This window comes from Aquibacillus sediminis (assembly GCF_005870085.1).
Taxonomy (GTDB): domain Bacteria; phylum Bacillota; class Bacilli; order Bacillales; family Amphibacillaceae; genus Aquibacillus_E; species Aquibacillus_E sediminis.
The window spans coordinates 300794-325736 of record NZ_SZNM01000001.1 but is presented as its reverse complement, the minus strand read 5'-3'; the positions used below and the strand labels follow the sequence as shown (position 1 = coordinate 325736).

22 protein-coding genes are annotated in these 24943 nt (G+C 36.2%); 14 read left to right on the top strand and 8 right to left on the bottom strand.

What is annotated here, in order from left to right:
* Window positions 1-588: 588 nt before the first annotated feature.
* Window positions 589-783, top strand: a complete 195-nt coding sequence (locus FCI53_RS01545) for a hypothetical protein (RefSeq protein ID WP_138415135.1) — start codon at window positions 589-591, stop codon at window positions 781-783.
* Window positions 784-827: 44 nt separating this feature from the next.
* Here FCI53_RS01545 and FCI53_RS01540 read toward each other — a convergent pair whose 3' ends face one another.
* The 3 genes from FCI53_RS01540 to trhA form a co-directional block, all read right to left on the bottom strand.
* The gene (locus tag FCI53_RS01540) at window positions 828-1337 is read right to left on the bottom strand and encodes a YkyB family protein (protein ID WP_138415133.1); all 510 of its coding nucleotides are present in this window, start codon (window positions 1335-1337) and stop codon (window positions 828-830) included.
* 92 nt (window positions 1338-1429) lie between these two features.
* Window positions 1430-2296: a metallophosphoesterase gene (locus FCI53_RS01535; protein ID WP_138415131.1), complete on the bottom strand. Its 867-nt coding sequence runs from the start codon at window positions 2294-2296 to the stop codon at window positions 1430-1432.
* Between the two features lie 203 nt (window positions 2297-2499).
* Entirely contained in the window at window positions 2500-3138 is a 639-nt protein-coding gene (gene trhA / locus FCI53_RS01530) for a PAQR family membrane homeostasis protein TrhA (RefSeq protein WP_138415129.1), read from the bottom strand.
* Between the two features lie 227 nt (window positions 3139-3365).
* Here trhA and cbpB point away from each other — a divergent pair, with 227 nt between their 5' ends.
* The 4 genes from cbpB to FCI53_RS01510 all read left to right on the top strand — a co-directional run bounded on the left by cbpB (window position 3366) and on the right by FCI53_RS01510 (window position 6294).
* Window positions 3366-3821: a cyclic-di-AMP-binding protein CbpB gene (cbpB, locus tag FCI53_RS01525; RefSeq protein WP_138415127.1), complete on the top strand. Its 456-nt coding sequence runs from the start codon at window positions 3366-3368 to the stop codon at window positions 3819-3821.
* A 137-nt stretch (window positions 3822-3958) separates the two neighbouring features.
* Window positions 3959-4678, top strand: coding sequence for a 2,3,4,5-tetrahydropyridine-2,6-dicarboxylate N-acetyltransferase (dapD, locus tag FCI53_RS01520; protein WP_171038025.1), 720 nt, complete (start codon window positions 3959-3961; stop codon window positions 4676-4678).
* Window positions 4679-4777: 99 nt separating this feature from the next.
* Window positions 4778-5899, top strand: coding sequence for an N-acetyldiaminopimelate deacetylase (locus FCI53_RS01515; protein WP_138415125.1), 1122 nt, complete (start codon window positions 4778-4780; stop codon window positions 5897-5899).
* Window positions 5900-6051: 152 nt separating this feature from the next.
* Window positions 6052-6294: a YkuS family protein gene (locus FCI53_RS01510; protein WP_138415123.1), complete on the top strand. Its 243-nt coding sequence runs from the start codon at window positions 6052-6054 to the stop codon at window positions 6292-6294.
* Between the two features lie 142 nt (window positions 6295-6436).
* On the opposite strand, the gene FCI53_RS01505 is transcribed toward FCI53_RS01510, so the two are convergent.
* Complete coding sequence (locus FCI53_RS01505; protein WP_138415121.1) at window positions 6437-7270, bottom strand: mechanosensitive ion channel family protein; 834 nt, start codon at window positions 7268-7270, stop codon at window positions 6437-6439.
* Window positions 7271-7572: 302 nt separating this feature from the next.
* On the opposite strand from FCI53_RS01505, the gene FCI53_RS01500 reads away from it, so the two are divergent.
* From FCI53_RS01500 to FCI53_RS01490, 3 genes are all read left to right on the top strand, one after another.
* Window positions 7573-9324: an ABC transporter ATP-binding protein gene (locus FCI53_RS01500; protein ID WP_138415119.1), complete on the top strand. Its 1752-nt coding sequence runs from the start codon at window positions 7573-7575 to the stop codon at window positions 9322-9324.
* Window positions 9325-9341: 17 nt separating this feature from the next.
* Entirely contained in the window at window positions 9342-11180 is a 1839-nt protein-coding gene (locus FCI53_RS01495) for an ABC transporter ATP-binding protein (protein WP_138415117.1), read from the top strand.
* An 883-nt stretch (window positions 11181-12063) separates the two neighbouring features.
* A complete protein-coding gene (locus FCI53_RS01490; protein WP_138415115.1) occupies window positions 12064-12738 on the top strand; it encodes a potassium channel family protein in 675 nt (224 codons plus the stop codon).
* A 44-nt stretch (window positions 12739-12782) separates the two neighbouring features.
* Here FCI53_RS01490 and rnjA read toward each other — a convergent pair whose 3' ends face one another.
* From rnjA to def, 3 genes are all read right to left on the bottom strand, one after another.
* A complete protein-coding gene (gene rnjA / locus FCI53_RS01485; RefSeq protein ID WP_138415113.1) occupies window positions 12783-14450 on the bottom strand; it encodes a ribonuclease J1 in 1668 nt (555 codons plus the stop codon).
* Window positions 14451-14453: 3 nt separating this feature from the next.
* The gene (locus FCI53_RS01480) at window positions 14454-14663 is read right to left on the bottom strand and encodes a DNA-dependent RNA polymerase subunit epsilon (protein ID WP_138415111.1); all 210 of its coding nucleotides are present in this window, start codon (window positions 14661-14663) and stop codon (window positions 14454-14456) included.
* A 588-nt stretch (window positions 14664-15251) separates the two neighbouring features.
* Entirely contained in the window at window positions 15252-15803 is a 552-nt protein-coding gene (def, locus tag FCI53_RS01475; RefSeq protein WP_138415109.1) for a peptide deformylase, read from the bottom strand.
* 199 nt (window positions 15804-16002) lie between these two features.
* On the opposite strand from def, the gene FCI53_RS01470 reads away from it, so the two are divergent.
* The 5 genes from FCI53_RS01470 (at window position 16003) to lpdA (ending at window position 21899) form a co-directional block, all read left to right on the top strand.
* Complete coding sequence (locus FCI53_RS01470) at window positions 16003-16665, top strand: YkyA family protein (protein ID WP_138415107.1); 663 nt, start codon at window positions 16003-16005, stop codon at window positions 16663-16665.
* 462 nt (window positions 16666-17127) lie between these two features.
* On the top strand, window positions 17128-18210 hold the full coding sequence (gene pdhA / locus FCI53_RS01465; protein ID WP_138415105.1) for a pyruvate dehydrogenase (acetyl-transferring) E1 component subunit alpha: 1083 nt from the start codon (window positions 17128-17130) through the stop codon (window positions 18208-18210).
* Window positions 18211-18213: 3 nt separating this feature from the next.
* The gene (locus FCI53_RS01460; protein ID WP_138415103.1) at window positions 18214-19191 is read left to right on the top strand and encodes an alpha-ketoacid dehydrogenase subunit beta; all 978 of its coding nucleotides are present in this window, start codon (window positions 18214-18216) and stop codon (window positions 19189-19191) included.
* Window positions 19192-19217: 26 nt separating this feature from the next.
* Complete coding sequence (locus FCI53_RS01455; protein ID WP_138415101.1) at window positions 19218-20486, top strand: dihydrolipoamide acetyltransferase family protein; 1269 nt, start codon at window positions 19218-19220, stop codon at window positions 20484-20486.
* Window positions 20487-20489: 3 nt separating this feature from the next.
* Window positions 20490-21899, top strand: a complete 1410-nt coding sequence (gene lpdA / locus FCI53_RS01450) for a dihydrolipoyl dehydrogenase (RefSeq protein WP_138415099.1) — start codon at window positions 20490-20492, stop codon at window positions 21897-21899.
* A gap of 318 nt (window positions 21900-22217) precedes the next feature.
* Here the strand turns inward: lpdA and FCI53_RS01445 are convergent, their stop codons facing one another.
* Window positions 22218-23747, bottom strand: coding sequence for a glycine betaine uptake BCCT transporter (locus tag FCI53_RS01445; protein ID WP_138415097.1), 1530 nt, complete (start codon window positions 23745-23747; stop codon window positions 22218-22220).
* 162 nt (window positions 23748-23909) lie between these two features.
* Here FCI53_RS01445 and FCI53_RS01440 point away from each other — a divergent pair, with 162 nt between their 5' ends.
* Window positions 23910-24830, top strand: coding sequence for a polysaccharide deacetylase family protein (locus FCI53_RS01440; RefSeq protein ID WP_246049980.1), 921 nt, complete (start codon window positions 23910-23912; stop codon window positions 24828-24830).
* Window positions 24831-24943: the final 113 nt, after the last annotated feature.

Sequence of the window (24943 nt, the reverse complement as noted above, 5' to 3'; positions counted from 1 at the left end):
GTGAACCGCCTATTGCTTTTGTATAAGTCAGAAAATTTTGATGAACGAGTATAATGGACTAAAAAAAGGACAAAAATGTAGAAAAAAGTGAAAGGTGAGAGTTGGTTATGGAACCTTTTATGAGTTTTTTCTATTTTAATGGACAGAGTTGGCTAATTAATAAGGCTCAGCTGCCACCTCTAGGTATAACGGAACAACATATTCATTTTTTAATGGGATTCATTGGCGTTTTTATATGCTATTATTTGTTAAGTCCTTTATTAAGATTGCTAGTTGCGCTTAAGTGGGATCGAGTCCTAACGTATATAATAGGAAGCCTTTTTTTTCTAGTTATCATTGCGCTGGTTCAATTAAAGCGGGGAAGTGCAAGTGAATATGGCACAATGGAGATGATAGCAACGATATCGTTAGGGATTATATTTTTCGGAATTGGTTTATTTGTTATTCACATCACAAGGAGTATCCTCACACATTTAAAACAACAAAAAACAAATTCTATGTAAGTTACCTTTTTAAATGAAAGGTTTGAAAGACGGTGAAACATTTCATAGCATAAACTCGTATATCTTATATATAAAGGAGGAGTTTATGTTGGAAATGGTTTTATTATTTTTATTTATTATTTTGACTGTATTTATTCTGGATATTATTACGAGTATATGGGCGTATAGAGATGCTAGAGCTAAAGGGAATAGTAAAGAATATGCAGTAATTGTATTAGTGGGAACATTGTTTTTTCCTGTGATTGGACTAATTGTCTATTTAATCATTCGAAATGATTAATGCTAAATATGAGAAGGAGTAATATTCCTAAAGAGAGACCGAATTTAACGGTCTCTCTTTAGTGGTTTTGATTTTCTATTTGGATAGCGTCTTTGATAAGGTGATCGGTCAATTCTTTGTCCAAGAGACGAAGGAGTAAAATAAGTGGAGTGAGTCCTTTTGTTTCTTGGTTTATTCATTTCAGATAAAGACCAATTTAAATAATTACTTAAAACTTTTTTCGCATGTGATAATGACATTTGTGGTTTAGGATTACGATAATTTTTATCCACGTTTCCTAAATGTTTCATTGTTTTAAAATCTTCTTTTGTAGGAGGTATATGGAAATAGTAATCACTTACTTTTACAAGCAATGTGGAGTGTTGGTGACTAAACTTGGGGTGATCAGAAAAGTGAAGACCAACCTTTGTAGCTCGATTTTCCTTGAGTAATTTTGTGATTGTATGTTTTTTTAAATGATATAATTGTTTTGGTTCAAGTGCTGTTTTGGCATGTCGATTCACAATAAACAGAGCCTGTGCAATGGATTCTAGGCTATCCTGTTGGGTTGTCATCTATTCCCCTCCTTTCAACTATATTTGATATAATCTTACACAATTTTTCTGAAAATGGCAACAGTATGGAATTGTGAGAATAATCCCTTCTGTTAGAAATCTTTAGAATCTACGTGTTCTAATTCAAACATGGTAATCTCAGGTTTGCATAGGAATCGGTACGGAAGTCGGGTGGTGCCAATCCCTCTACTTACATACAAATATAATGGATGCGGTCCAATTTTGTAATTGTGTTCAACATATTTTTGTGCATAAGTTGGAGTGTAAACATGACCAAAGAACGGAATTTGGACTTGACCCCCGTGACTATGACCTGACAATTGTACATCAACCGGATAGTTTTGCACAACGTCAGCATAGTCTGGTTCATGGACCAGTAGTAACGAAAAAAGGTCATTATTTGTTTGTTTTGTTGCTGCACGGACATCAGGTTTACCTAACATGACATCATCTAGACCAATAAGTAAAAAAGAAGCATTGTCCTTTTTTATGGTTGTATGACTGTTTTGTAGTAACGTAAAATCGCTTTTATCCATAACCTCTTTCACAATATCAGTCCCATAACCGCCATGATCATGATTGCCGTAAATCCAGAACTTTCCATAAGGCGCTTGGATCGTAGATAATATGCGAATTAACCTTTTATTCCATTTATATGTATCTGGAGCATCAACAAGATCACCAGTGAAAACGACAAGATCTGGTTTTTGTTCATTTAATTTAATGACAAGTTGTTCGAATTGATCCAAACTATAATGAAAACCAATATGGGTATCACTAAATTGAGCTATTTTGAATGCGTCAAATTCCTTTGGGATTTTTGGTGAAACAATCGTTTCAGTATGTACTGTTAGTAATCTTGGTTCAATTTCCTTGGCATAAAAGTAAGTGCCACCACTTAAACCAAATAAGGCAAGGGTGCTTGTTGCTATATGTTTTAAAAAAGATCTTCTATTCATAAATTTGTTAACCTTTCAATAATATAATAGACAGCAATTCTATTATAACATCTTATCAAGTTTATTTTGGATTCATTTTAAAATTAGTTAAAACTCGACATTGTTGTTAACCTATAACAATTTGGAAAATAAAAAAATACCCTTAACAGTAAGGGCATTTTTTACTCAGTTCTGTACAGGAAAATAATACGAAAGAAACTCTCTCACATAACATAACAGAAAATGGAGATAAAGTGACAGGCAGATCCGGCTAACACAAATATATGCCAAATCGCATGATGAAAGTGAAATTTACGCCAAACATAAAAAACTGCGCCAACTGTATACAATAATCCACCAATAACAAGATAGGTAAGGCCATTTTGTGGCATAGCGTTTGCTAATGGTTCCCAAACAATCGTAATTAGCCACCCCATCAAGATATAAAATAAAGTAGATAAAACAAGAAACCTCTTAACAAAAAAAATTTTGAAAATTATCCCCAAAACTGCAATTCCCCAAACAATAATAAATAATGTCCATCCGATGTCGCCGCGTAATGGAATCAACAAAATCGGTGTATATGTCCCAGCAATAAATAAGTAGATAGCAGAGTGGTCGATTATTTGAAAAAAATCCTTAAGTTTCCCCGCTGGTAAAGCGTGAGAAATAGTCGAAGCAAGGTACATGAATAACATGGTACTTCCGAATATAGTGGCAGAAAGCAAATGCCAAAAGTCACCATTGTACAAAGCAAAAATAAGCAATACGATAAAGGCGACTTTACTAAGGAATATGCCAACACCGTGGGTGATCGCATGAACTAATTCTTCTTTCCTTGTAAATGTATAAGTTGTCATCATCCATTCCCCTCTTTAAATCGAGTTTCTCAAACTTATTATTTGAAGTTTCTTTTGGTTGATGTATGTTTAATTTTTCCTTATTGGGCGTATAAAAGTACAGTTGGACGCTTTTATTGCATAATAATGTAATGGAAAGGGTTGGTGTCATTTTTTGTTTTATGATAAAATATGTGTAGTGCGTGTAAAACGTGAGTGGCTCCTTCAACTGCATGTAAAGGAGTGATACGATGACAAGTGTCGAAGGAAAAAGTTTAACCGAAATAACAGTGGAGGAATTGATCATATCCTCCGAAAAAGTGGCGCATGTCCAGTTGGGAAACCCATTAGAACATGCCTTGTTAGTTTTAGTGAAATCTGGTTATGCAGCTGTCCCTGTTCTCGACGCAACCTATAAATTTAAAGGAATAATAGGAAAAAATGCTATTTTAGACCGAGTACTAGGACTTGAACGATTTGAAATGGAAAGGCTATCAGACATAAAAGTGGATGAAGTAATGAATACTGATATTCCATGTTTAACCAAAGAAGATGATTTTCTTACCTGTCTTAAGACGGTTATTAATCATGCATTTGTCTGTGTTGTTGATCATGATGGTTATTTTGATGGTATTTTGACAAGAAGAGCAATCTTAAAGCAGTTGAATAAATATCTTCACGTGAACAAATATAGTACATTACTATAAGTTAACCCTTAGTCTCCTGCTATTTATTTATCAGGGGCTGAGGTTATTTTTTTATTGATTTGACTATCATTTTACTATATTTTGTTTTAGAATTCTGATAAAGTATAAAAAGAAAATGAAAAGTGGAGGGAATATTAGTGAAGATGATGGATGCACACGAGATTATTTCATTTATCTCTAACAGTAAAAAATCTACCCCAGTTAAGGTCTATATTAAAGGAAGCCAATTGAATGAAATCAAATTTGTTGATTCAATTAAGGCGTTTGTTGATGCTGAAACAGGTGTGTTATTTGGTGAATGGAAAGATATCAGTGAAGCCCTTACTACATATGAAAGTCAAATAGAAGATTATGTAATTGAAAATGATCGAAGAAATTCTGCTATCCCATTATTAGATTTAAAAGGGATCAATGCACGAATCGAACCAGGAGCTGTGATTCGAGATCAAGTATCTATTGGTGATGGTGCGGTCATTATGATGGGGGCAATGATTAATATTGGTTCTGTTATTGGTGAAGGTACTATGATTGATATGAATGCGAGTCTTGGTGGACGAGCAACTGTTGGTAAAAATTGCCATGTTGGTGCAGGTGCTGTACTAGCAGGTGTGATTGAGCCACCTTCTGCTAATCCAGTTGTAATTGAAGATGGAGTTGTAATTGGTGCAAATGCAGTTGTACTTGAAGGAGTACGAGTGGGTGAAGGAGCCGTTATAGCTGCAGGTGCAATCGTAACAAAAGATGTCCCAGCTAATACAGTGGTAGCCGGCACACCTGCTAAAGTAATCAAAGAAATCGACGATCAGACGAAAACTAAAACAGAAATTATGACAGCTTTAAGAAAATTAGATGAGTAGAGTGAAAAAGCAGGGGATTTAATACTCTCCTGCTTTTTCATTTAGCAAATAGATTAACTAAGCAATCTATCGTATTTGAAAGAAAAGGAGAAGTTATCAATGAATGGTGATCAATTAGTAAAGATAAGGCAGCAGTTACACCAGATCCCTGAGTTGGGATTTCGAGAATATAAAACGCAAAGTTACCTATTAGATATAATAAAAAAATTTCCGCAAGAACATTTATCGTTGAAAACGTGGAAAACAGGAATTCTTGTAAGAGTAGAAGGAACGAATCCGTCCAAGACAATTGCGTATCGTGCGGATATTGATGCATTGCCAATCACGGAAGAAACAGGTTACGAATTTAAATCAACCCATATTGGAAACATGCATGCATGTGGTCATGATTTTCACATGACCATTGCGTTAGGTGCATTAGAAAGATTAGCCAATCAACCTGCTAAAGATCATGTTGTGTTTATTTTCCAACCAGCTGAAGAAGGTCCTGGTGGAGCGTTACCCATGATTCAGTCGGATGAATTTCAAGCTTGGAAACCAGATGTTATCTTTGCATTACATATTGCCCCAGAACTTCCAGTTGCTACCGTATCTTCAAAACCAGGATTGTTATTCGCAAATACGAGTGAATTATTTCTCGATTTTAAAGGTAAAGGCGGGCATGCTGCATACCCACATCTAACAAATGATATGGTGGTGGCAGCAAGCAATTTTGTCACCCAATTGCAGCAAATAGTGGCTAGACGGATAGATCCATTGGATAGTGCTGTGATTACGATAGGTAAAATTACTGGTGGAACTGTGCAGAATATTATCGCTGAACATGCCCGGCTTGAGGGGACGATTCGCACATTAAATCCCGATACTATGTTTGATGTGAAAGCAGAGATTGAAAAATTAATAAAAGGTTTTGAAATAAGTCATGACTGTACGATCTCAATCGATTATGGTGCGAATTATTATCAAGTAACAAATCAAGAAGCATATACAGAAAAGTTTAAACAAATAATCGAAAATAGCGACTTTGTTTGGAAGCAAGCAAAGGAAGCGATGACTGGTGAAGATTTTGGTTATATGTTAAAAGAGATACCAGGGTTTATGTTTTGGTTAGGGGTTGATTCAGAATATGGTTTACATCATAGTAAACTTAACCCTAAAGAGGAAGCTTTAACAGTTGGAGTAGAAACTGTAGAGAAGACAATTAGAGAACTGTTAGATTAATCATTACAATTGGTATGCAACGAACGATAAGATTGAAGCGACAATCTTAAGTGTAAATACCTTCTCCAAAAATTTACGAGGCATGCATAGGAGCTTCAGCGGTTGGGAAATCTATAAAAGCAAAAAAAGATTGCTTAGGAGGTACTATCCAAATGGCTCGTATTGGAATTGAAGGCACATTAGCCGATGTAAAAGGAGCATTACAAGCGAAGGGACATGACGTTGTTGACCTAAGACAAGAACAAGATGCACAAAATTGTGATTGCTGCGTTATTTCTGGTCAGGATAAAGATGTTATGGGAATTCAAAATGCAGCAACACAAGCATCTGTGATTAATGCTGATGGTATGACTGCTGATGAAGTTTGTCAACAAGTGGAACAACGTATTCAATAACCAAAAAAACGAAGTCCCTCATACATGAAGGGACTTCGTTTTTTCTGAAAAGAAAAGAAATAGTACTAGTTACCAGCGCATTCCATTTAAGCTCTTCAAGGAGCAGCCATTTAAGTACTTTTCAATGCATCTATTTGGCTTATCATTTTGGTTCTTTCATAATATGAACTTGGTGTGGAAATGGGATCTCTATTCCTTCGTGGTCGAAGGCTTCTTTAATTCGTTTTCGCATATCACGTTCGACAGCCCATTGCTCCATGTTTTTCGTTTTCCCAAGCACTCTTAATATAACTTCTGAGTTTCCGAAGCTCTGTACCCCTAACACATCTGGTCCTTCTTCGAATCGGTCATCTTGTTGGAATTCATCGCAGACAGTTTGCAGAACTCTCATGGCATGATCAATATCATCTCCATAACTTATACCAATATCTACTAAAGCCCGCATGATTCCGCGTGAGTGGTTACTAACTCCTTGAATATCACGATTAGGTACAAAATTAAGTGTTCCATCGAAGCTCCTAATCTTTGTCGTTCGTAAACCAACTTCTTCGACAATACCATCATAACCAGCAGTAGTAACATAATCATCAACTTCAATTTGACGCTCTAACAAGATGAAGAAACCAGTTACAATATCACTAACTAATCCTTGCGCACCAAAGCCGATGGCAAGACCTAATACCCCAGCACCGGCTAACAGAGGTCCTAACGGCAGGCCGACAATCCCAAATAAGGTGACAATGAAGACGAAAATAATCGTATAGGAGTAGACGTTTAATAGTAACTTTTCTAATGTTTTGATACGCCCTTCTGACACATTTTCTCTTCGACTTGCTTTTGTTATAGATGCTTTGATAATTTTTTTTCCTATAGGTTTAACGATTAAGTAAGCAATAATTAGTAAGGCGATTTTTATTACTATTTCAAGTATATCACCAAGGTTTAGATCTAGGTGCAAATTTTCAATGATGTCCATTCAATAACTCCTTTCCAAATTCTATTTTTGATCATACCTTTTTTATGTAATCTATTCAAGTTATACCCTTTAATAAAAAAATAATAACATGTAAGAGAATATCTGACAAGATGAAGAAAGTTATTTAGATAGGAGGACAGCCACCTGTAAAGAAACAGCTACCTTTAATAACAAGAAGTCTAATTTAACATATTTTTATAAAAATTTGCACTTTTGAGTCGAAACGGTGGAAATTCAGTTCAGAACTCGATATATTATTAGTTACGTTAAAAAACATAAACCATCTAGGGAGGGGAAGCTAGTTGGAAACCTTTAAAAAACTTAAGTCTTTTTATTGGCCGTTTAAAAAGTACTTTTTTATGTCGCTATTTTTTGTTTTATTAGTAACGGGTATAACGGTTATTTATCCAATGCTCTTACAAATTACAATTGATCATGTTGTAACAGATGGACAATACCAACTTATACCATACTTATCGATAGGTTTTATTTTGATCATGATCGTGAAAGGGGTTGCAAATTTTTCGCAACAATACCTCGGCGATTTATTCGGTGTGAAGACCGTGTATACATTAAGAGATGGACTGTATAAAAAATTACAAAGACTTTCTTTTACGTATTATGATAATGCTAGAACAGGTGACTTGATGTCTCGCTTGACAATGGATGTCGAGGGATTGAAGTTTTTTTTAGCAGCAGGATTAAAAGAATTAATTAAAATCGTCTTATTAATTCTCATCAGTTTAAGTGTCATGTTTTATTATTCGGTGCCACTAGCTTTGGTTACGATGGCAGCTATGCCCTTTTTAGCAGTTGTTGTTTATCGTTTTGACCGTCGAGTACATCCTGCTTTTCGAAAAGTTCGTAAATCACTGGGTCGCTTAAATACTAGAATCCAAGAAAATGTTAGTGGGATGAACACTGTAAAATCCTTATCAAAAGAAGACTTTGAAATTGATCGATTTACTACTAATAACTCGAATTATCGAGAGGTTAATATTCATACATCAAATATTTGGGCTAAATATTTTCCATTTATGGAATTTATTGGAAATATCTGTATGGTTGCCTTGCTAATCTATGGTGGACACTTAGTGATTACGGAACAACTATCTTTAGGTAAATTGGTTGCCTTTTTTAGTTTGGTTACCTATATCTTAGGACCATTGATGCACCTTGGGTTTATTGTTAACCAATTTTCACAAGCGAAGGCAGCAGGGGAAAGACTACTGGAGATATTAGAAGCAAAGGAAGGTATTGTCGAGCGTCAACAAGCGCTACAACCTGAGAGAGTAGAAGGCCATATTACCTTTGAAAATGTGACCTTTTCATACACGGATGAAGATGACGCTGCTTTGAAAAATATTTCGTTTGATGCACCTCCAGGAAAGGTGGTTGGGTTAATCGGTGCTACTGGTGCAGGGAAAACAAGTATAACACAATTGATCACACGTTTTTATGAACCGGAGTGTGGAGAAATATTAGTGGATGGTATGTCGACAAAGGAACTAGATTTGAAAATGTTACGTAAAAATATTGGCTTTGTATTACAAGAATCCTTTCTATTTTCTACTACGATTAAAGAAAATATTGCCTACGGGAATCCTGGAGCAAGCATGGATGAGATTATCGATGCCGCTAAGCGCGCACAGGCCCATGACTTTATTATGCAAATGCCTAAAGGTTATGACACTATGCTTGGTGAGCGTGGTATGGGACTATCGGGAGGTCAAAAGCAACGAATTGCAATTGCACGAGCGATATTAATTGACCCGAGTGTATTAATATTAGATGACGCAACCTCAGCGGTTGATATGGAAACAGAGTTTAAGATTCAAAAAGCATTGAAAGAAGTCATGAACAATAGAACGACTTTTATTATTGCGCATCGAATTTCGTCTTTAAAACATGCAGATGAAATATTGGTCTTAGAAAATGGGCGAATAGTGGAACGTGGTCAACATGAACAGTTGCTTTATAATGGTGGACCTTATCAGCGTATTTACGATATTCAATACCAAGATAAGCAAGCAATTATGGGTGCTGTGAACTAAAGGAGGGGGAAATAACTGTGGCAAAGCAATTAACAACCAAAAAGAGTCCGCATTTAAATCGGTTTTACTATCCACTGGATCAAGCAGTTGAAAAGCCATTTAATTGGAAGCAAATGTTACGATTACTAACCTATGTAAAACCATATGCCAAAACCTTATTACCTGGTGCAATTATCGCAATGTTAATATCAACATTGATACGCTTAATTGTTCCGATTTTGATTGGTAAAGTAGTGATTGATGTTGCAATAGCTAACAAAGATATTGGTTTATTAACCATGTTAATAATAGGTATCTCCTTACTTTACTTAATAGCCTATGTTGGTAATGTATTTCGAATTAAATGGGTGAATATACTAGGGCAACGAATCATTTATGACCTCCGTCGTTCTTTGTTCTCGCATGTGCAACGACTATCCCATAATTTTTTTGATAAACGTTCAGCTGGATCGATTCTTGTTCGAATTTTAAATGATGTGAATTCGTTACAAGAATTATTTACAAATGGGATTATTAATTTATTGATGGATGTTGTTATGTTGGCGGGAATAATCATAATTTTATTCTCATTAAGTCCACAATTAGCCTTAGCAGTCTTAGTCATATTACCAATCATGTTCTACATCTCTACTAAGTTAAGAAGAAATATTAGAAGGTCATGGCAAGCAGTTCGGATACAAAAATCAAAATTGAATTCTCATTTAAATGAAAGTATGCAAGGAATTAGAATAACGCAATCATTTGCCCAAGAAAAAGAAAACACAGAATTTTTTGATGGGGTAAATACAGATAATTATGAAACAGAACGAGTAGCCATGAAGAAGAGTGCCTATTTTGGTCCGTTTGTGGAGATGAGTAATGCAATTGGTACTGTTATTCTTGTTTCATATGGAGCGCATTTAATTATTGTTGGAGAACCAAATGGGGGTATTTCCGTTGGTACGTTTGTATCGTTTGCATTTTTCTTAGGAATGTTTTGGGAACCTATTTCACGGTTAGGTCAAATTTATAATCAATTATTAGTGGCAATGGCTTCGTCTGAACGCATTTTTGAATTCTTGGATGAACAACCGAACGTGAAGGAAAAAGAAGATGCCGAAGAATTCAAAGATATGAAAGGGCATATTGAGTTTGACCGTGTTCAGTTTTCTTATGACAATGACCGTGTTGCCCTACATGAAATTTCATTGGAGATGAAACAAGGTCAGACAGTTGCTTTGGTAGGTCATACTGGATCAGGGAAATCAACAATTGCTAATTTAATCAGTCGTTTTTATGACCCAACCAAAGGAAAGGTTAAAATTGATGGTTACGATATTAAGGATATGAAAATTGATAGTCTAAGAAAAAATATTAGTGTTGTGCTACAAGACACCTTTATTTTTTCAGGAACGATCATGGAAAATATTCGGTTTGGACGTCCTGAGGCAACCGATCAAGAGGTGATTGAAGCGGCAAAAGTGGTTGGTGCTGATGGATTTATTAGCAGGTTGGCTGATGGTTATCAAACAGAGGTTGAGGAAAGAGGTAACATATTGTCTGCTGGAGAAAGGCAACTTTTATCCTTTGCTCGAGCATTACTTGCGGATCCTAGGATCATTATCCTTGATGAGGCCACTGCTAGTATAGATACAGAGACAGAAGTGAAAATCCAGCGAGCACTGCAACGATTACTCAAAGGAAGAACCGCGATTATGATTGCCCATCGTTTATCAACGATCCGTGAAGCGGACAATATAATTGTGTTAGAAAACGGAAAAATTTTAGAACAAGGAAACCATGATAAATTGATGGAGCAACAAGGGGAGTATTTTGACTTAGTTAAATCACAATTCCAAATGTTAGATGCATTGTAATGAACAAAACCTTTACCGATTGTATTCGGTAAAGGTTTTGTTGTTTATCGACTTCGCATTTGATAGAAACTCCGACGTAATTGATGTTTTCTCGCTCACTCTTATAAAATGAGTGCTAATATAGAGCTTCAGAAATACACTACGCGCATCCTAAGGCGGCTGATGAGCCTCCTTGAAAATAAAGACCAATTTTCTGCGTGCGATGTAACGCTGCCGTAGCCTTCCTTGTCCTCGCCCGTCCACAGCACGAGGGGTCTCACCTAGGCCTTTCATCCCGTAGGACAAGGGAAGCTACAGTGAATTCACATCGCACGCAGAAAAAGTGTTTTCTTTTTTCAAGGAGTCTCCGTGTATTTCCTCCGCTCTTGTTGTGTGCATCGTGCATTTATAGCTTCTTGCTAGATTATACGCAGAAAAAAACTCTTTTCTCGTAGATAACACTGCACTCAGATTCAGCTATTGGTTTAGGCATTTTATCTGACGTTAATCAGAACACCACTAATAGCGTAGGTAGAATACGTAGACTCCTCGAAAATAAAGTTCAATTTTCTTCGTGCGATGTAACGCTGCTGAAGCCTTCCTTGTCCTTATGCGAACAGCACGAGCTGAAGATCCACTTGGTAAAAGTGGGGTTTCTTTACCAAGTTAGCTGAGGCCGTGCCTATTGAAAGCGGAGTATTCTACCGAAGCGATGGTATAATACTTATTTTAATAAATTAGGAAAAGGATAACTGTCATAAAAGTTACGTCGGAGTTTATAGTTTTGGTGACGCAACAACAAATTACTTATAAAACAAACTCATAAAAAAGCAACATAACTATACTACATTGTCATAATGAGATGTGATAAACTAAAGAAAGCAATATAGATGGAGGAAGAGACATGAAAAGAGATTTTGCGGTAATTGGTTTAGGGCGGTTTGGTGGTAGTATATGTCGTGAGTTAAGTGAAGAAGGAATGAATGTGCTGGCAATTGATTTGTATGAAGAAAAAGTAAATGAATATAAAAATATAGCGACACATGCAGTAATAGCGGACACAACAGATGAAAAAGTATTAAAAGAATTAGGAGTAAGAAATATAGATCATGTGATTGTTGCGATTGGTGATAATATTCAAGCTAGTATTTTAACAACTTTAATGTTAAAAGAAATAGGTGTTAAAAAAATAACAGTAAAGGCACAAAATGATTATCATGAGAAAGTTTTGAACAAAATAGGTGCTGACCAAATAGTACATCCGGAACGAGATATGGGGAAAAGAATCGCTCATAGTATTATTTCAAATAATATCTTAGATCATCTAGAATTATCAGATGAACATAGTATTGTAGAAGTGAAAGCTGGACCGAAAATGAGTGGCAAAACATTGGTTGAATTAGATATACGTGCCAACTTTGGGTGTAACGTGGTAGCAATAAAACAGCACGGTGGAAAGGAAATTAATGTTTCCCCGATGCCGACTGAAATGATTCACCAAAATGATATATTGATCGTAATTGGTGCAGATAAAGATATTTCACGCTTCGAAAAACAATTAGTTGTTGAGGATGATTGATTAAAACACCCCCTACTTTTTTAAGAGATAGGGGGTGTTTTTATTTAAACTTCCATAATAATAGGTAAAATCATAGGTCTTCTTTTCGTTTTATCATATAAAAATGGTGCAATGGTGTCCGTGATTTCGTTTTTAATTTCAGACCATTGTGTTGTTTTTCTTTCCATCACTTTATCTAAGTGAGAAGAAACTAACTTCTGTGCTTCTTTTATAAGGTCTTCTGATTCTCTCATATAGACAAAACCTCGAGATATGATGTCAGGCCCTGAAGCAATCTTAAATTCTTTCATATTAATGCTAACAACGACAATCACTAATCCTTCTTCAGAAAGAATGCGACGATCTCGAAGTACGATGTTTCCAATGTCACCAATTCCGCTACCATCTACATACACAGAGCCAGATGGTATTTTACCAGCAATGGCAGCATTATCTTTACTTAGTGCTAACACATCTCCATTATCCATAATAAAGCAATTACCAGGGTCGATATCACATAATTGGGCTAATTTAGTATGTTCCTTCAGCATACGGTATTCCCCATGTATCGGCATAAAGAATTTAGGTTTAATTAATCGAAGCATTAGTTTCTGTTCTTGTTGTCCACCGTGCCCAGATGTATGAATATCATTTAGCGGTCCGTGTATCACATCAGCACCAGCTCGATAAAGCATATTTATTGTTCTGCTTACACTTACGGTGTTTCCAGGGATTGGTGATGAAGAGAATACAACTGTATCACCAGGGATAATTTGAATCTGTCTATGCGTGCCATTTGCAACTCTCGAAAGAGCAGCCATTGGCTCTCCTTGTGAGCCTGTACATAAAATCGTGACCTCGTGAGCTGGAAGACGATTTAATTGTTGAGCATCAATAAATGTGTCTTTTGGAGCTTGTATATAACCGAGTTCTTGACCAAGGGTAATCGCATTATCCATACTTCGACCAAATACGGCAATTTTACGATCGTGTTTGACCGCAGCTTCTACTACTTGTTGCAAACGATAAATATTTGATGCAAATGTAGCAAAAATTAACCTACCACTAACTCTGTTAAAGATGTCATTAATGCTTTCCCCAACAACTCGTTCTGACATAGTAAAGTCTGGAACCTCACTATTGGTACTATCTGATAATAAGCATAGAACTCCTTCTTTACCTATTTCTGCCATTTTGGCTAGATCCGCTGGCTCCCCAACAGGAGTAAAGTCGAATTTAAAATCTCCTGTATGAACAACATTACCAGGAGGTGTTCTGACAACGATCCCATAGGAATCAGGAATGCTATGTGTGGTTCTGAAAAAAGTTACAGATGTTTTACGAAATTTAATCACATCGTCTTCTTGAAATATATTAAGATTTGCATTTCGCAAAAGTCCATGTTCATCTAATTTGTTTTTAATTAATCCGATCGCAAGTTTTCCAGCATAAATTGGCACATTAATTTCACGAAGAAGATAAGGAATTCCTCCAATATGGTCTTCGTGTCCATGTGTAATGAATAGACCTTTAATTTTGTCTTGATTTTGTATTAAATAGGTATAATCTGGGATCACGTAATCAATGCCTAATAGTTCATCTTCAGGGAACTTTATTCCTGAATCAATGAGGATAATTTCATCTTGAAACTGAACCCCATACATATTTTTTCCGATTTCTCCCATACCACCTAGAGCAAACACTGCTGTTTGATCATTTTTCACAAACTTCATTTGTTAAGCGTTCTCCACTACAAAGTCTTCAGACTGTTTTTCATAATTTAAATGGGCCTCATTTAATAACTGGATGTGTTCGATATTAATATTGCGATCGGAGAGTTGTTCACGTACGTCACGCTCAGATTTTGCTTCAAAATAGAGTGAACAGGTACGTTCCCTTACAGGAACTTCATTAGGAAGTTCTTGGTATAATACTTTATAGATCATAAACAATCTCTCCTTCTTTTTGTATCTTTTTAGTATTTTTTCATAGCATTATCTATCAAATAGTAGTTCATTATCATAGCTCACTTGTAATTCTCTTCTTTAAAAGTAGATGGCACACGTTTTTGACGTAACAAATCTTTCCAACGTTTTTTAAGCTTTTCTCTTAATCGTTTTAACATTATTGCATCCTGCTCCTTTCGATATACTTAAGAAAAGCAATAAAAAACACTTACACTATCAAGATAATACGTTGGATGATAGCATAGGTTCAACTAAGACTAACACCTGCCTTATCTGGCGGCTTGGAGCTAGTCAAGTTTTCATTACCGACCAATCCCTCTAATATATAGTATAGTATTATTTGGAAAAATTTGAAACAGAAATGTTCTAATACTTTACGAATTTTAGCAATCCCCTGTGAAATTACCGTCTTTATGCATTTATATTTTGATAGGTTATGATACATTTTATGCATCAATGAAAGTTATCTCATTTTTTGAAATTTTATGTTGGGGTGATTGACATGATTATAAGAAGCTGTCTGTCATAATAAAAAAAGCTGCCCTTAAAGGACAGCTTTAATATGATTTACTCAATAGGTTTGGAGTTTTCCGGTTCATGAAAAGGGTTATTCGGATCAATGTGATCATAAAACATAATGCCGTTTAGATGGTCAATCTCATGTTGAAAGACAATAGCGGCAAAGCCTCGTAATCTAAGTTTTACATTGTTTCCATCTAAATCAGTCGCTTTCACCGTTATTCGCGCATAGCGTGGAACAAATCCAGGTACTTCGCGATCAACGGATAAACATCCCTCTCCTGTTGATAAGTATGTTTTTTCAACGGAATGGCTAACAATTTTAGGATTGAACAATCCATAACTATACAATTTTTCATCTTGATCCTCAAAATGGACTGCAATCATTCGTTTAGATATTCCAATTTGGGGTGCAGCAACTCCAACGCCTGGTCGCAAGTTATATTTTTTTGCCATTTCATCATCTTGACTATTGATTAAAAATTGTAGCATTTGTTCTAATGTTTCTTTCTCTTGTTCGCTCGGTGGAAGGGGTACCTCTTTAGCGGATTTCGTAAGAATTGGGTTACCTTCTCGTACGATATCATCCATCGTAAGCATAGCTTCACTCCTCGATCATTCATTAAATTATTGAAATAAGTGTAACATAGAACCTCTATCAATTGAATATAGCATAATCGATGTAAGGGCGACATACATATAAATTAGTCGTATACAATAATAATAATTTAGTATACAATTTTAAAGTAATAAACCTTGGATAAAAATGACATCTAGATGAGTGATAGGAGGAAAAGCAATGCAATTGAAAAAAACTATGTTCTTCGTATTGATCGGTATAGGTTTCAGTATTATGGCAGCTTGTAGTGGGGAAAGTACAGCAGAAAAGATGCATCAACACTTAGAAGAAGCAGTTGCATTAGAGGAAAACTTTGCAGAACAACAACAGCCACTTGTTGATTTAGAGGAAGAAGAAATGGAGTTATATGATCAGATGATTAACTTAAGTTTATCAGAATTTGATCAAGTCAAACAGCTATCAGAAGAAGCACTTTCCATTGTGGACGAACGGTTATCGATCGTAAATGAAGAAAAAGATAGTATTGAATCTGCCAAAGAAGAATTTGACAAAATAGAGCCGATGGTTGGGGATATAGAAGACCAAGAACTAAAGGATAAAGCACAAGAATTAGTAGATACAATGAATGAGAGATATGATACCTACATACAATTCAATCAAACATATATCGAATCCATTGATCAAGATAAAGTGTTATATCAAACCCTTCAAGATGAAGATGTAAGTGAAGAAGAATTAAAAGAACAAATTGAGAACGTAAACCAAAGTTATGAGAAAGTGATCGAGGCAAATAATAATTTTAACAATTTAACGGAAACTTATAATGATCTTAAACAGCAATTTTATGAATCTGCTCAAATGAATATTGAATATACAGAATAAGATTAGCTTATATTAAAAAAGAGCCTTCATTCATATGGAAGGCTCTTTTTTATGTTCAAAGAAGTAGTGAGTTTTACAAATTTTGCAAAAATAAAAGTAAGAAAAATGGCTTAATGGATTGTGGTACAGTATGCAGATAAAATTGAAACAGTTAAAATGAATGTAGAAAAAATATGTAAAAGCACCATCCCCTACCATACAGGTAGTTGGAAAAGAAAAAGAGGTTTTTAACAGTTAAAGTGTTTGACCGTAACAACAGAATGCGCTAAACTAATAACTGAATTAAAGTTGTACCACCTATTTTCGACCGTATCTATGTAACAGTTTCAAGCTATTACATATTAGATTAGAATTCAATAGATAAGGGAAGCGTAATACTAGTTAATTTTGGTACAGATTTATTTCAGTTTTTGGGAAAGATACAATTGAGAAATTATAAATGGAAAGGAAGAGGTGAATATTTTGAAACGTTCTTTAGAAAATGCAGAGAATCAATTTACCACGTTTCAAATCCTGGATGAAGATGGCAAGATTGTAAATGAAGATGCTATGCCAGATTTATCTGATGATCAATTAAAGGAATTAATGCACAGAATGGTCTACACTCGAATTTTAGACCAACGTTCTATTGCTCTTAACCGTCAAGGGAGATTAGGTTTCTATGCTCCAACAGCAGGACAGGAAGCTTCCCAATTGGGAACACAATATGCTCTTGAACAAGAAGATTATATTTTACCAGGTTATCGTGATGTACCACAATTAATTTGGCAAGGTCTTCCACTATACAAAGCATTTCTATTCTCTCGCGGACATTATGTTGGAAATCAGATGCCAGAAGGTGTAAATGCACTAAGTCCACAAATCATTATCGGCGCGCAATACATTCAAACTGCTGGTGTTGCACTAGGTATGAAAAAGCGTGGTAAGAAAAATGTTGCAATCACTTATACTGGTGATGGTGGTACTTCACAAGGTGACTTTTATGAAGGTATTAATTTTGCAGGTGCTTATCAAGCTCCAGCAATTTTTGTTGTCCAAAACAACCGCTTTGCGATCTCTGTACCAGTTGAAAAGCAGACTGCTGCTAAAACATTAGCTCAAAAAGCTGTTGCTGCTGGTATTGAAGGTATTCAAGTTGACGGTATGGACGTGCTTGCTGTTTATGCTGCGACGAAAGAAGCTCGCGAACGTGGAGTAAACGGTGAAGGCCCAACTCTAATCGAAACATTAACTTATCGTTATGGACCACACACAATGGCTGGTGATGACCCAACTCGTTATCGTACAGAAGAATTAGATAATGAATGGGAAAAGAAAGATCCTATTGTACGTTTCCGTAAGTTCTTGGAAGCAAAAGGATTATGGTCTGAAGAAGAAGAAAACAAAGTAATTGAACAAGCAAAAGAAGAAATTAAAGCTGCAATTAAAGATGCTGATCAACAACCTAAACAAAAGGTAACTGATCTAATTTCAAATATGTATGAGGAACTTCCAGCTCACTTAGAAGAACAAATGGAAGAATATAAAGCAAAGGAGTCGAAGTAAATCATGGCTCAAATGACAATGATCCAAGCAATTACTGATGCAATGCGCACAGAATTAAAAAATGACGAAAACGTACTAATTTTTGGCGAAGACGTTGGTCAAAACGGCGGGGTTTTCCGAGCAACTGAAGGTCTTCAAAAAGAATTTGGGGAAGATCGTGTGTTTGATACACCACTAGCTGAATCTGGTATTGGTGGTCTTTCCATTGGTCTTGCTTTACAAGGATATCGTCCAGTTCCAGAAATCCAGTTTTTCGGCTTCGTATATGAAGTAATGGATGCGATTAGTGGTCAAATGGCCAGAATGCGTTACCGTACTGGTAATACGAAAACTTCACCAATTACAGTTCGTTCACCATTTGGTGGAGGAGTTCACACGCCAGAATTACACGCGGATTCCTTAGAAGGTTTAATGATTCAACAACCTGGTTTGAAAGTTGTTATTCCTTCAACTCCTTATGAAGCAAAAGGTCTATTAATTTCAGCTATTCGTGATAATGACCCTGTAATCTTCTTAGAACATATGAAATTATATCGTTCTTTCCGTGAAGAAGTTCCAGAAGAAGAATATACTGTTGAAATTGGAAAGGCTGCTGTGAAGCGTGAAGGTACGGACGTTACACTAGTTTCTTATGGTGCGATGGTGCATTCTGCATTAAAAGCAGCTGACGAATTAGAAAAAGATGGTATCTCTGCTGAAGTCATTGACCTTCGTACGGTAATGCCTATCGATTATGAAACAGTTCTTAAATCAGTTGAAAAAACAAACCGTGTCGTTGTCGTTCAAGAAGCGCAACGTCAAGCAGGTGTAGCAAACCATGTTGCAGCTGAAATTCAAGAACGCGCAATCCTACATCTAGAAGCACCAGTTCTACGTGTTGCAGCACCAGATACGGTATATGCATTCACACAAGCAGAAGAAGTTTGGTTACCAAACTATAACGACATTATTGAAAAAGTAAACGCAGTAATTAATTTTTAATTGACCTATGACAGGAGGTAATATATATGGCTTTTAATTTTAAGCTACCAGACATCGGTGAAGGGATTCACGAAGGTGAAATCGTTAAATGGTTTGTAAAACCTGGAGATACAATTCAAGAAGATGACGTAATCTGTGAAGTACAAAACGATAAAGCAGTTGTAGAAATTCCTTCTCCAGTAGAAGGTCCAGTGTTAGAAGTTCATTTTGAAGAAGGTGCTGTTGCTACAGTTGGCGAAACCATCATTACGATTGATGCAGAAGGTTATGATGATGAACCAGCAGATGCCCCAGCTGCAGATGAAGCAAAAGATGAAAAACAAGATTCAGCTCAAGAAACCCCTGCAGCAGAGAAACAAGAAGAAGCTGAAGTTGACAGTAACAAACGTGTTATTGCGATGCCGTCTGTCCGTAAATATGCGCGAGACAATGACGTCAATATTGCTCAAGTTCAAGGAACTGGAAAAAATGGTCGTGTCTTAAAAGAAGATATTGATGCATTCTTAAATGGTGGACAACCAGCAGCTCAAGAGACAACTGAGGAACAACCAGCTGCAGCTGCATCAACACCACAAGCAGTACCAGAAGGTGAATATCCAGAAACTCGCGAAAAAATGAGCAATATCCGTAAGTCTATCGCCAAAGCTATGGTAAACTCTAAGACGAAGGCACCTCACGTTACATTGCATGATGAAATTGATGTAACAGAACTTGTAGCGCATCGTAAGAAGTTCAAAGCTGTAGCGGCTGAAAAAGATATTAAGTTGACTTACCTACCATATGTAGTAAAAGCACTTGTTTCAGCATTAAAAGAATACCCAATCTTAAATGCTTCCATTGATGATGCAACAGACGAGATTGTACAGAAACATTACTACAATATTGGTATTGCTGCTGATACAGATAAAGGTCTTCTAGTACCTGTTGTTAAAAATGCTGATAAGAAATCAATTTTTAGCATTTCAAATGAAATTAATGAGTTAGCAGTAAAAGCAAGAGATGGTAAGTTAGCTCCTAATGAAATGAAAGGTGCATCAAGCACAATTTCAAACATTGGTTCAGCTGGAGGACAATGGTTCACTCCGGTCATTAACTACCCAGAAGCGGCTATCCTAGGGATCGGACGAATTGCCGAGAAGCCAGTCGTACGTGACGGTGAGATTGTTGTAGCGCCAGTATTGGCTCTATCCTTGAGCTTTGACCACCGTATCGTTGATGGTGCAACAGCACAAATGGCAATGAATCAAATCAAGCGTTTATTGAATGATCCACAATTAATTATGATGGAGGCGTAAATTATGGTAGTTGGAGATTTTCCTATTGAATTAGACACACTTGTTGTAGGCGCAGGCCCTGGTGGCTATGTTGCTGCAATTCGTGCGGCTCAAGAAGGTCAAAATGTAACAATCGTTGATAAAGGAGCACTTGGTGGTGTTTGTTTAAACGTTGGTTGTATCCCTTCTAAAGCATTAATCCAAGCTGGTCACCGTTATGAACACGCTCAAGGTGCAGAATCTATGGGGATCACAACAGAAAATGTATCCATTGACTTTTCAAAAGTACAAGAATGGAAAGGAAGTGTAGTTAATAAACTTACTTCCGGTGTGGAAGGCTTGTTAAAAGGGAATAAAGTTGACATCGTAAAAGGTGAAGTTTACTTTGTAGATAAAAACACAGTTCGCGTAATGGATGAGAAGAATTCTCAAACGTATACGTTTAATAACTGTATTATCGCTACTGGATCTAGCCCAATCGAACTACCAACATTTAAATATAGCGATCGTGTACTTGACTCAACAGGTGCATTGAACCTTTCTGAAATTCCTAAGAAGATGGTCGTTATTGGTGGAGGTTATGTAGGTACTGAGTTAGGTACTGCATATGCGAACTTCGGTACAGAAGTTACTATTCTTGAGGGTGCCAAAGATATTATTAGTGGATTCGAAAAACAAATGACTTCTCTTGTAAAACGTAACCTTAAGAAAAAAGGCGTAAACGTTGTAACAGAAGCAATGGCTAAAGGCGTAGAAGAAACAAAAGATGGTGTAACTGTTTCATATGAAGTAAAAGGTAAAGAAGAAAAGATCGATGCTGATTACGTACTAGTAACAGTTGGTCGTCGTCCTAATACAGCAGAAATCGGCCTAGAACAAGTTGGAATTGACATGGATGATAAAGGCTTAATCAAAATTGACAAACAATGCCGTACAAATGTTGATAACATCTATGCAATTGGTGACATTGTAGCTGGACCTCCATTAGCACACAAAGCTTCTTATGAAGGTAAAATTGCTGCAGAAGCAATTAGTGGTGAAAAATCAGAAATTGATTACAACGGAATTCCAGCAGTTGTTTTCTCTGATCCTGAATTAGCTTCAGTTGGCTATACAGAAGATGAAGCAAAAGAAGCAGGATTCGAAGTACAAGCAGCTAAATTCCCATTTGCTGCAAATGGACGTGCACTTTCTCTTGATGCAAGTGATGGATTCCTTAAGCTTGTAACTCGAAAAGATGACGGACTTGTTATCGGTGCACAAGTTGCTGGGCCAAACGCAAGTGACATGATCTCTGAACTTGGATTAGCTATTGAAGCAGGTATGACTGCAGAAGATTTAGCACTTACAATTCATGCGCACCCAACACTTGGAGAAATTACAATGGAAGCTGCAGAAGTAGCAATGGGTAAACCAATCCACATTGTAAAATAAGTAAAATAAAAAAAGATCTATATCTGCCGTGCAGATATAGATCTTTTTTTATTAATTAAGTATTGATTAACTTGAAAACTGTAGTGTTTACGTATTGTAGTCATGAAGTTAAGTTCCAATGTCTAGCTTCTTCTTAATATTGGTTTTATGTGCCTTTTATTTGTATCATCAAACCTGTTCATTGGTCCGCTATTATGTTACTGAAAATTAGTTGCATGTGAGAGACTAGTAATTCATTTCGACCTACAAGGTGAATTTAAAAAGAAAATGTGGGGGGATGAAGAACCCCCACAGTATTGAAGTTTCACTTGATTGAGTTTATCGTTTCTTTCTTAAATTCACTAATTTTTCTTCCTGTTTAAATGATTTGATTAAGGAAAACACAATTAAAATCATAATCATTGTGAATGGAAATGCTGCAATAATCGATGCTGTCTGCAAGGCGTTCAGTCCACCTTGCCATAATAAAATTGCAGCAGCGGCAGATTGTACAATTCCCCAAGTAAATTTTACTTTATTTGGCGGATGAAGTCCTCCACCTGTTGTTTGCATACCTAATACAAATGTAGCGGAATCTGCTGAGGTAATAAAAAAGGTACTAATTAATAATATCCCAATGAACGACATAATGGTTCCTAATGGATAGTTCTCCAGTACAGCGAATAAAGCGACTTCTTCACCAGATTCATTAATATGGTGTATGATGTCGAAGTTCCCATAAAATTCTAGGTTGATTCCAGAACCACCGAATACGGAAAACCATAATGCACCAAATATGGTAGGAACTAATAATACGCCTAGTGTGAATTCACGAATAGTCCGGCCTTTTGATACACGGGCAATGAAAGTTCCAACAAACGGTGCCCATGCAATCCACCATGCCCAATAGAATATTGTCCACCCTTGAATCCAAGTATTTTCTTGATCAAAAGGAGTTAAACGGAAACTCATTTGTGTGATATTGGCGATATAGTTACCTAGTGATGTCGTGAAAAGGTCCATGATGAAGTTGGTTGGACCAGCAAATAGTAGAAATAACATCAATAAGCCAGCTAAAACAAGGTTCGTATTACTTAAATATTTGATCCCTTTGTTCAAACCAGTCATGGCTGACAACATGAATAATACGGTAACAATTGCTATAATCACTAATTGGGTTGTAGCTGTTTTTTCAATTCCTGGAAATAAAAAAGATAAACCCCCACTAATTTGGATGGCACCGAAACCTAAAGACGTTGCCACACCAAAAATAGTAGCAAAGACTACAATAAAATCAATGACTGTACCCCAAAACCCTTTAATTTTATCCCCAAACAAAGGTTCTAAGATAGAGCTTACTAGTCCCGGAGCCCCTTTTCGAAATTTGAAATATGCTAAGGCTAAAGCAATTACTGCGTAAATTCCCCAGGGGTGTAGTCCCCAATGAAAAAAACTATATCTCATAGCCACACGAGCAGCATCATCTGATCCAGGGGCGATAGAAGGATCTGGTGGTACATGAAAGTGCGAAAGGGGTTCTGCTGCCCCCCAAAAAACTAAACCTATTCCCATACCTGCACTAAATAACATCGCAAACCATGTTGCATAAGGATAGTCTGGTTTATCATCTGGTTTACCAAGTTTAATATTTCCGTACTTTGAGAAAATCAAAAAGATAGCAAAGATTAAAAAAGCCGTTGCTGATAGTAAGTAAAACCAACCAAATTTCTCTACGATAAAGCTCTGGGTGTTTGTGGTAACTGTATTTAAATTTGCATTGGGCAACATAGATTTTGGTATTACGCCCCAAATGATAAATAAGATTGCTACAACTAACGAGATATAAAAGACACGTGATATTTTATTCATAGTACAATCCTTTCTCTGTAGTGATAGTAACTGTCCTTAATTTATCCTTCAGGACAAAATTCATACTTGGGAAGAATTTAAAAAATAAGGAAAAAAGCAAGTCATATAGTAAATAATCGTCTATAATAGACGTATATATTAATCATCAGGAGGGTGTCTCAATTGAGAAAGAGAAAAATAATATTTATGTTTTTGGCAATTTTCGTAATACTGATTGGCTGCAATGATCAGGATAACCAGAAAGAAAACAATGAAACACAAACGAATCAAGAAAATCAAGGCTCTGATTCAGACAGTAAAACAACCAATAAAAATCAAGAAAATGAACCAGTAACAGAGGAAGAAGATGTAGACGATGCAAATGAGGAGAATGATGAATCAGATAAAACCGAAAATAACTCGGAACAAGAAGAAATAACAGAGCCACAATATGAGCTAACAGATAGTTGGAGTTTCCAACCACTAAATGAAGATATAAATGATAAAGTAGCATTATTAACCATTGATGATGCACCAGACCAACATGCTGTTGAAATGGCTGAAACGTTAAAAGAATTGGATGCACCCGCGATCTTTTTCGTGAATGGACATTTCTTAGATACAGAAGCAGAGCAAGAAAAGTTAAAGCAAATTTATGAGATGGGATTTGCTATTGGGAATCATACGTATAATCATCAACGACTTTCGGAAGTATCGGAAGAACAACAGAGGGAAGAGATCGTCAGTTTAAATGATTTAATTGAAGAAATTATTGGAGAAAAACCTAAATTTTTCCGTGCTCCTAATGGAGTTAATACGGATTACGTGAAGCAGGTTGTTGCAGACGAAGGAATGTTATTAATGAACTGGACCTATGGTTATGATTATTTTAGCCCGTATATGGATGCAGAAAAACTAGCAACTGCGATGGTGACAGGAGAAGCACCAGAAGTAGATGTTTCCTACTCACTACTAGATCCGGGAGCAAATTTACTAATGCATGATCGTGAATGGACATATCAGGCGTTGCCAGATATTGTTAACGGACTACGAGACAAAGGCTATGAAATGCTCGACCCAGCATTAATAAAAGTACCGGAATAAAACAAAGCGGAGGCACACTACTAAGACAGTAGTAGCCTCCGTTTTTATCGTTGATTGTAAGAAGTTAAGTTGCAGTGTATTTATAACTAATTGGAAAACAAATGTTGAGTTGT